Origin of the sequence: Collimonas sp., from assembly GCF_044339385.1 — a bacterium.
Taxonomy (GTDB): Bacteria; Pseudomonadota; Gammaproteobacteria; order Burkholderiales; family Burkholderiaceae_D; genus Collimonas.
Window position 1 is genome coordinate 1 of sequence record NZ_JBIIVN010000164.1, and the last position, 5405, is coordinate 5405.

Here is a 5405-nt window from a genome sequence, read left to right on the forward strand (position 1 = left end):
GCTGTCCGCCAGCTTGACCAACTCAGGATCGGGCTTGGCCCGTTTGGTGCGTTTTACGTAGGTCATTTTTTCCTCTATGGTGGCAGTGTCCTGCCAAATGACCGTTTACACAAAACTAATTACACCCCCAGGATTGATTATGGCCGCGCGACCCGCCGATTCGTCAGCGCCACGACCAACCGACCAGTTGGCTGGCGCTGACTCTCACCGAAGGGAAAAACCGCCAGGTGCGGCGCATGACTGCCGCTGTCGGATTGCCGACGTTGCGCCTGATCAGGGTGGCGATTGGCCAGGTGTCACTGCAAAGCCATCCTCTGTGGCCCGGGGAATCAATTGAGATCGATCCCGCAGATCTGAGCAGACCGGCAAAGTAATACTCGGTACGCTACCGGAACAAGTTGCGCTGACGCGACAGAGACATTTGAAAACATATAAACCATTTTTTTGGAAAACAATGTCAACCATCTGTTTTCGGGTGTCGTTAATCGTAGTGATTCAACTGAATCATGGTTTGATTAACTCGCTAAATGAATGGAATGCAAAATGACTAAACTGATCGCTGCTCTGGTTGCCGGCCTGTTCGCTACTTCCGTTTTCGCTGCTGATGCAGCTCCTGCCGCACCGGCTGCCGCTGCAACTGCCGCATCGGCACCGACAGCAAAGAAGACCACGCACAAAGCCAAGAAGGCAAAGAAAGCAGCAAAAGCTGAAGCACCGGCAGCTGAAGCCGCTCCTGCCGCCAAGTAATTACAGCACTAGCTCCCATAGAAAGGCAGGTATATCCTGCCTTTTTTTACGTCCTGAAACAATATTCTCTTGCGCCGTACACCTCCCGCCGATTTCGCTCTCTGTATAATCGCCGTACCCAAAGGAGCCTTGATAACATGAGAAAAAATCGCCTGATTCACATCCCCGCAGTCATTTCCGCATCCATCGCCGCTTGCGCTTTTGCCTCACTACCGGCAGCGGCGCAAGAATATCAAACACTCCCGACCAAGCCTCTCAACATCGGTATCCACGTGATTAAAGCAGAGGTTGCACGCAGTGAAGCAGAGCGGGAGCAAGGTCTGATGTTCCGCAAGAAGATGGGCCCTAATGAAGGTATGGTCTTTGTATTCGATGCGCCGGCCGGCATCTGCATGTGGATGAAGAACACGCTGATTCCGCTGTCGGTTGCTTTCATCGACAAAAAGGGCGTTATCCTGAACGTGGAAGAAATGAAGGCACAAACGCTGGATTCACATTGCGCCGCCGGCGCAGCATCTTACGCACTGGAGATGAACAAAGGCTGGTTCAAGGGCAAGAACATCAAACCAGGCACCGTGATTGAAGGCTTACCGCAATAACCAGAACAACCAGAGTAGCAAACAGCGAGATCGACCGCCAAAGGGCAGCGGCGTTTGGTTCCTATCGCCCTCACGGTAAAGCGATGATGGCGATGACAAGCACAGCAACAGGCAATTCCGCCGAATAGCCTGTATGGCCAAAAAGAAAATAACTGAAAACAAAATAACTGAAAACAAAATAAAACAGAAAACCCTGAATGATATACACCATCCAGGGTTTTTCTTTATCCAACAACAAGCCGTAAAGCAGGCGGCAAGGCCGAGCTGAAAATACGATTAAGCTGCCAGCGCTTTCAGAGCTGCGTTGAGACGGCTCTTATGGCGTGCTGCCTTGTTCTTGTGGGTGATTTTCTTGTCAGCGATACGGTCGATAACCGATACCGAGTTTTGCAGAACCACTGCAGCAGCAGCCTTGTCGCCACCAGTGATTGCCTTGCGAGCAGCTTTGATTGCTGTACGCAGGGTCGAGCGTTGGCTCGAGTTATGCAGGTTTTGCTGAACTGCTTGACGAGCACGCTTACGTGCTTGTGCGGTATTTGCCATTTATATTTCCTAAAACGAGGTCGGGAATGCTTACGCGGCATAAACGAACCAGACCGCGACGCAGAATTCTGTAAAGCCACGGATTATAACCGTCTTTTGAAAAACAGGCAAACTGCTCTTGTTTCCGAAATAATTTTGTCGCAAGACGGCACATTTCGGTGGCGATGGCGGTCAGCTACTGTCGCATTCTTACAACTTTTTTGCGTCGCACCGTTGTAACACTGTTCTTCGGCAGCCAAGACAAGACGCCACGAGGCAATTCGGGCGAACCCACGGCAGGCGTTCTGCTGCCGTTATAATGCCGCTCCATGAACTTGCATAAAACGCTTGCCACCGTCTCTGGCATGACCATGTTGTCGCGTGTGACTGGGCTGATTCGCGAAATCCTGTATGCGCGCGCGTTCGGCGCCGATGCCTATACAGATGCTTTTGCCATCGCTTTTCGCATCCCCAATCTGCTGCGCAGGCTGTTTGCCGAGGGCGCCTTCTCGCAAGCATTCGTGCCGATTCTGGGCGAGTATAAAAATCAGAAAGGCGATCTGGTGACCAAACAACTGGTCGATCACGTCACCACCGTCCTGATCTGGGCCATGGTGCTGACCTGCATCATCGGCATTCTCGCCACCCCGGTATTTGTCTATTTCATCGCTTCCGGCTTGACGGGTAATGAGCAGGTATTCGAGGCATCGGTATTCATGACCCGGATCATGTTCCCGTATATCGGCTTCATGTCTTTCGTCGCGCTGGCTGGCGGCATCCTCAATACCTGGCGCGAATTCAAAATTCCCGCTTTCACTTCGGTGCTGCTCAACCTGGCCTTTATCGTCGCCTCGCTATTCGTGGCGCCGTATCTGGAGCATCCGATCTATGCGATGGCATTTGCGGTGCTGGTCGGGGGCGTGCTGCAAGTGGCGTTACAGGCCCCGGCACTGCTAAAGATCGGCATGCTGCCGAGGATTGCATTTAATCCCATGAGCGGCTTGCGCGATGTCGGGGTTCAGCGTGTATTGAAAAAAATGGGGCCGGCGGTCTTCGCTGTATCGGCCGCCCAACTCAGCCTGCTGATCAACACCAACATTGCGTCGCGGCTGGGCAACGGTAGCGTCTCGCTGCTGACCTATGGCGATCGTCTGATGGAATTTCCAACCGCCCTGCTGGGTGTGGCGCTGGGCACTATCCTGCTGCCTAGTTTGACCAAGGCCAACGCCGACAATGACCGTCTCGAGTATTCTTCGCTACTGGACTGGGGCCTGCGTCTGACATTTCTGCTGGCGCTGCCGTCCGCGGTCGGCCTGGCGACGTTGTCGGTACCACTGACGGCAACCCTGTTCCAACACGGAAAATTCGATGCCGCTTCTGTCGCCATCACCAGCCAGGTGCTGATCGCCTATGGCGTCGGGCTGATTGGCCTGATCGTGGTCAAGATTCTAGCGCCGGGCTTTTATGCCAAACAAGACATCCGCACCCCGGTCAAGATCGCCATCGGCGTGCTGATCGCCACCCAGGCAATGAATTACATCTTCGTGCCGCTCTTCGCGGTGGCGGGATTGGCGCTGTCGATCAGTATCGGCGCCTGCCTGAATGCCGGCTTCCTGCTCTGGAGCCTGATGCGGCGCGGCATTTACAAACCTGAAAAAGGCTGGATCCAATATCTGGTGCGACTGTTTACGGCGTTGCTGTTGATGGCGGCGGTTGCGCTATGGAGCGCCAATCAATTCAACTGGGTCGGCCCACATACCAATTCGCTGCTACGCGTTGGCGCGCTACTGGCGGTTATGGGGGCTTGCGGCGCGACCTACTTTGGGGCATTGCTGGCGATGGGCTTCCGCTTCCGCGACTTCAAGCGGATTGCGCATTAAGCAACGTGGACTGCACATTCAGCAATCTCCAAACTATTGCGAAGATACGCACCGGATGCACTCCGGAAACCTGATAGCCGCTCTTGATTTGGTTGTGGCAGTCCACTAGCATAGCGTTATGACGATTACATCTCTGGACTACTTTACCTCGCTGGTGCAGCAAGCCAATGATGTGCCCTTGTTTGAGGCGGCGCTGGCGATTGCTCAGGATGCTTATCCCAAGCTGGATTTCGACGCGCCGCAAAACGAGCTTGACCGTTTTGCGAACACCCTGAGGCAACGCCTGCCGACAAATGCATCAGCGATCCAGAAGTTGCGCCTGCTAAATCATTTCTTTTATCAGGAACTGGGATTTGCGCTCAACGTCAATAATTACTACGACGCCGACAACAGCTATTTGCAAAGGGTGATTGCCAAACGACGCGGCATCCCGATTTCGCTGGCGCTGGTGTACATGGAGCTGGCGCAACAGCTCGGCGTTGCGGTCAAGGGCGTGTCATTCCCCGGCCATTTCCTGATGAAGCTGACCATCCCGTCGGGCGATATCATGATCGATCCCGCCAACGGCGTCAGCCTGTCACGCGAGCAACTGGAGGAAAGGCTAGAACCCTATCTGGCCAGCGGCAACAATGCCGAGCGGGTCTCCCTGGCGACTTATCTGCAGGTCGCTCATCCGCACGACATCCTGGTCCGCATGCTACGTAACCTGAAATCGATATTCCAGCAAAACAGGGAGTGGCAGCGCTTACTAGGAGTGCAGCAGCGGCTACTGATTCTGCTGCCGGACGATGCCGAAGAAAGGCGTGATCGCGGCCTGGCATATGCACAACTGGATAACCCACAGGCTGCGCTGGACGATCTGGAAAATTATTTAGCGCATCGGCCGCAAGCGGCCGATGCTGAGCAATTGCAACAGCAAGCTGGGCAATTACGGGAGGCGTGCCGCCGTCTGAATTGACACACTGGCTGTCAGCGGCGAGACCACTCGCTGCGCAACAGCGAGACTTGCAGCAAGTCGTGATATTGATTGCGCCAATAACCGGCCTGACGCAACCGCCCCTCCTCGACAAAGCCCAGACGTTTCACCAGCTTGAGCGAAGCATGATTGTCCGGGTGAAACTGCGCTTCGACCCGGTTCAAATCCATGTGCTTAAAGCCCCACGACAAGGACGCAGTTAAAGCTTCCAGCATCAGGCCACGTTTCTGCGCGTGTTCCGCGAGTTCATAGCCGAGCACGCATTTGCGCCAGTTGCGATCCCAACGAAACAATCCACATGTGCCGAGCAGCTGCGGCTGCTCTTTGATCTGGAGGCCCCAGCGCACGCCTGGATTTTCTTGCTGACGCCATCCTGCAAAAGCCTTGATCAGGCCATGCGCGGCAGCGATATCCGTGAGCGGATCACTGCCGAACCAGCGCATCAGCTCCGCATCGCCATGAATGGCCAACAGTTCATCGGCATCCGAGGCGACGATTTCGCGCAATAACAGCCGATCAGTTTGGAGAGATGGAAATTCGGTTGGATTGGTCATCACCTAAAGTGGACCCATCTGTCCAGACAAATATCTGCATAGTTTAAGAAGCACTTCCTGCCTCCAATACAGCTGCGCGGCGCTGTCCCGGTTTTTCTGTTGCTCTTGGTGTTGCTGTTGATCTTGC

The 5405-nt window shown here is 54.4% G+C and carries 7 protein-coding genes and 1 pseudogene; 6 read left to right on the forward strand and 2 right to left on the reverse strand.

Annotated features, from left to right (window positions below):
- The 4 genes and pseudogenes from ACIQ0R_RS10865 to ACIQ0R_RS10880 form a co-directional block, all read left to right on the forward strand.
- The coding region (locus ACIQ0R_RS10865; RefSeq protein ID WP_395827161.1) for a hypothetical protein at positions 1 to 201 on the forward strand (201 nt) is incomplete at its 5' end.
- A pseudogene (locus tag ACIQ0R_RS10870) lies at positions 138 to 374 on the forward strand (pseudouridine synthase); the annotation flags it as partial. The gene ACIQ0R_RS10865 and the pseudogene ACIQ0R_RS10870, both read left to right, overlap by 64 nt.
- Positions 375 to 543: 169 nt before the next feature.
- Positions 544 to 747 (forward strand): hypothetical protein, encoded by a 204-nt coding sequence (locus tag ACIQ0R_RS10875; RefSeq protein ID WP_395827164.1) that lies wholly within the window; start codon positions 544 to 546, stop codon positions 745 to 747.
- 137 nt (positions 748 to 884) lie between these two features.
- Positions 885 to 1346, forward strand: a complete 462-nt coding sequence (locus ACIQ0R_RS10880; protein WP_395827167.1) for a DUF192 domain-containing protein — start codon at positions 885 to 887, stop codon at positions 1344 to 1346.
- A gap of 276 nt (positions 1347 to 1622) precedes the next feature.
- On the opposite strand, the gene rpsT is transcribed toward ACIQ0R_RS10880, so the two are convergent.
- Positions 1623 to 1889 carry a 30S ribosomal protein S20 gene (gene rpsT / locus ACIQ0R_RS10885; RefSeq protein ID WP_395827171.1) on the reverse strand — a complete coding sequence of 89 codons (267 nt, stop codon included), beginning with the start codon at positions 1887 to 1889 and terminating at the stop codon, positions 1623 to 1625.
- 308 nt (positions 1890 to 2197) lie between these two features.
- Between rpsT and murJ the strand changes: the two genes are divergently transcribed.
- Both murJ and ACIQ0R_RS10895 read left to right on the forward strand, forming a co-directional pair.
- On the forward strand, positions 2198 to 3748 hold the full coding sequence (gene murJ / locus ACIQ0R_RS10890) for a murein biosynthesis integral membrane protein MurJ (protein ID WP_395827174.1): 1551 nt from the start codon (positions 2198 to 2200) through the stop codon (positions 3746 to 3748).
- A gap of 118 nt (positions 3749 to 3866) precedes the next feature.
- Positions 3867 to 4706, forward strand: a complete 840-nt coding sequence (locus ACIQ0R_RS10895) for a SirB1 family protein (protein ID WP_395827176.1) — start codon at positions 3867 to 3869, stop codon at positions 4704 to 4706.
- Between the two features lie 11 nt (positions 4707 to 4717).
- On the opposite strand, the gene ACIQ0R_RS10900 is transcribed toward ACIQ0R_RS10895, so the two are convergent.
- On the reverse strand, positions 4718 to 5278 hold the full coding sequence (locus ACIQ0R_RS10900; protein WP_395827178.1) for a GNAT family N-acetyltransferase: 561 nt from the start codon (positions 5276 to 5278) through the stop codon (positions 4718 to 4720).
- Positions 5279 to 5405 lie beyond the last annotated feature (127 nt).

Excerpts from the sequence above, each read along its gene's own strand:
- ACIQ0R_RS10900 (WP_395827178.1), bottom strand. The coding sequence starts at position 5,278 with ATGACCAATCCAACCGAATTTCCATCTCTCCAAACTGATCGGCTGTTA.
- ACIQ0R_RS10875 (WP_395827164.1), top strand. The coding sequence starts at position 544 with ATGACTAAACTGATCGCTGCTCTGGTTGCCGGCCTGTTCGCTACTTCC.
- ACIQ0R_RS10895 (WP_395827176.1), top strand. The coding sequence starts at position 3,867 with ATGACGATTACATCTCTGGACTACTTTACCTCGCTGGTGCAGCAAGCC.
- rpsT (WP_395827171.1), bottom strand. The coding sequence starts at position 1,889 with ATGGCAAATACCGCACAAGCACGTAAGCGTGCTCGTCAAGCAGTTCAG.
- ACIQ0R_RS10880 (WP_395827167.1), top strand. The coding sequence starts at position 885 with ATGAGAAAAAATCGCCTGATTCACATCCCCGCAGTCATTTCCGCATCC.
- murJ (WP_395827174.1), top strand. The coding sequence starts at position 2,198 with ATGAACTTGCATAAAACGCTTGCCACCGTCTCTGGCATGACCATGTTG.